This window comes from Vibrio sp. 10N.261.52.A1 (assembly GCF_002876325.1).
Classification (GTDB): domain Bacteria; phylum Pseudomonadota; class Gammaproteobacteria; order Enterobacterales; family Vibrionaceae; genus Vibrio; species Vibrio chagasii.
In genome coordinates, this window is sequence record NZ_MCYD01001028.1 from 1 (window position 1) to 3,069 (window position 3,069).

The 3,069-nt window shown below is 41.8% G+C and carries 1 protein-coding gene; it reads left to right on the forward strand.

Annotated elements, in window-relative coordinates:
- Positions 1-127 precede the first annotated feature (127 nt).
- A partial coding sequence (locus BCT81_RS22280; protein ID WP_102425877.1) for a M6 family metalloprotease domain-containing protein occupies positions 128-3,069 on the forward strand: 2,942 nt, incomplete at its 3' end.

Below are 3,069 nucleotides of genomic sequence, written 5' to 3' on the forward strand. Positions count from 1 at the left end.
TAATTATTATTTATAGGTTTAGTTAGAAACTTAATTGGTTTACATAAATCCCCATTGATAAAGTCGCGTTGCATTTAACGCATCAATTATCTCTTATTGAGAAAGAATTATTAATGGGATTATCCTAATGAGGACAAAACTAATTTGTACCTTCATAACAGCGTTATTAGCTGTTATTACAGTACAAGCAAGCACTTTACCTGCACCAATTTGGCATACGATAACTTTTGTTGACGGCAGTTCTAAAGAACTACGGTTAATGGGCTCTCAGCATATGTTTTGGTATCAAGACCAAACAGGTAGCCTCTATATCCAAGACTTTGACAGTCAATGGTATTTTGCTAGATATGAAAAGAATGAAGAAGAGCAAGGCAGAATAGTTTCCACTGGAGTTCTAGCTTCGAGTGAGACAGATGTACCTTCTGAATCTAATGTTAGGCATATAAGAATAGAGCCAACATATTTCAATGAACTAATTGAATCACCCGCGGCTAACAACAAGAGGTTTAATTATATAAGGAACCAAAGTTCGCATGAAAGCCAAGCTTTAAATAATAAAATCATAGAGCAGCCATTATTAGTGGTACAAGTTAGCTTTTCAAACGAAAAAGTGGACCATGACTTTCAGTCGACGATATTTGGAACCAATCAACAAAGCGTCCAAGATTACTTTCTAAAAAATAGCTACGGTAACTATAAAGTTGTTCCAGCGAAAGAGAGTGAAGGAACAAAGAATGACGGTGTCATTAATGTCACTCTAGATATTGAACATCCAAACTGCCACTCCAAATCAGAGCGTAATTGCCAAACTAAACTCAATAATGTGTTTGAAAAAGCGTATGAAGCCTTAGACGTGGATTTCAATCTTGCTCAATACGACTCGAACAATGACGATAGCATCTCGCCTCAAGAACTCTCCGTTATGTTCGTCTTTGCGGGTAATGATAAATCTAGCGGTACACGAAAGACTCCAACGATTTGGCCTCATAAGTACGCACACAGTACCGTCGAGATTGATGGAAAGCGAATCAGCGCTTATTGTTTGTTTGCTGATTATCAAGACGATCATCAGTCAACCATGGGAGTAATAGCGCACGAACTTGGGCATTTAATGTTGGGTTTGCCGGATCTTTACTCTCATAAGCATGACGGCTCAATTGGACATTGGGGTTTGATGGGAGGCGGAAGCTGGGCAAGAAAGCCTAGCGACGAATACGCAGGTCAGACTCCAGTAAACATGCTGGCATGGAGTAAAGAGGCGTCAGGTTTTCTTAAGCCAACCGTTCTTTCAGAGAATGGCCTGGTCCAAATTGACACTCTTAAGGGGGAAAGTGTGATTCACCTTGACCCATACTTAAAGCAGTTTGGGCCTCGAGCTTATATTGAGAACCGACGCAAAGCCGATTATGACCAAGCACTTCGTGGCGAAGGCTTGCTCATTACGGCGGTAAATATAGATAACCAGTTCAATAGTGATGGCCCTATGCAGGTTCAGGTATTTCAGGCTGATGGCGATGGGCTACTTGAGAGTGGTTTTTCATCCGGTGACTCGGGCGATGTTTTTCCCGGCAGAGAGGCAGTGACGAATATCTCTGATGATTCTGAACCATCTTTGACTGACATTACCGCAGGAAGAAGTACCGATGTAACCATCTCAAATATTAGTAGTGATGCTGATAAGGCAACATTTTCTCTAGCTATCCCCAACGCGGCCACTAAGTCGTCTTGGGTCACGTCATTTGGCCGAACTTATCCCCGTTATAGTACAAATACAAACGTGCTTGGCTTCGCCATTGATGTTGTTGAGGGGCGTGAGGATATTGCAGGGCTGCACTTCTACGCTAAGGCGACGAGTGTTGCTATGCCGATGTTTTATCGACTGATTGAGTATCCGTTTCAATCAAGATTTGGTAATGCTGTGATTGATGAAGCCGCTGGCCGTCTATTGCATCGAGGTGTTGCGCAGCAAGGTGGAGGGCAGATTATTTTTGATGAGCCTGTAAAGCTTGGACTTGGATCCAAGTTATTGGTTTTAGAGATTGAAAACGGCACACCTGAATATTCAACACAGTTTTTAGATGCTTATTTGGGTGATGGACAGAGGAAAGCACAATTCTCAGGGGCAATGTCTGATTATAAAACTCGAGGCTTGAGTCGTGGCTTCGGCCAAAACTTCCCTTTTGCGGTACTTTTTGAACAACCAAGCCAATCCATGCCTATTGTGGTAGATGACTCTGTCGTTACGGAAGAAGACAGTCCGTTTATGCTAAATTTATTGGCCAATGATCTTAATTTGCCGAGATCTCACCCATATTCAATTGAGATAGGTCGTAAGCCAGCTAAAGGTGTTATCAGAGGTATTACATATTTCCCCTCGAACAACCAGTTTGGACGAGATAGTTTTACTTATCGTCTTGTTGATGGTGGTGGATACCAAAGTGATTACGCGACTGTTGAGGTTGAAATTAGGCCGGTTAATGATGTTCCCCAATTTAAGCTCAATAAGATTCAGGTTGGTGCTGTAGCTGGTGAGAAAGTGGTATTCGAAGTAACGACGATTACGGATGTTGATTCAGCTGAACATCAGGTCACTTGGACTCAGACAGAAGGTGCTAGATTAGCATTGAGTGGTACACAATCGAAAACATTGACTATACATGTACCGAACGGAGCGTTGGAAGGTGAAAAGTATCGATTGAGCGTCAAGGTGCAGGATCCCGTAGGGGGGTACACCGAACAGTCGGTTACTATTGATGTGCATAAAAAGAAAGTATCGTTGTTGGAAACGAAGTCTCTACAAGTCAAATATGGCGATGAAGTCCAATTGTTTCCAAATATTAATGGTGAAGTGAAAGCGTTAAATATTCTTAAAGCCCCACGTAATGGACTAGCTAATATAATCGGTGCCCAGATTATTTATAATGCGCCAGCAGAGCGCAGGCAGGCTTTATATGACAATATTAAATATAAGGTCTTATTGTTGAGTGGTGATGAGTGGGTTGGTTCTTTTGATATAGAAGTTTTGCCTAATGTTTCAAACGAGTCAGAGGTGACATTGAATCAAGGTGA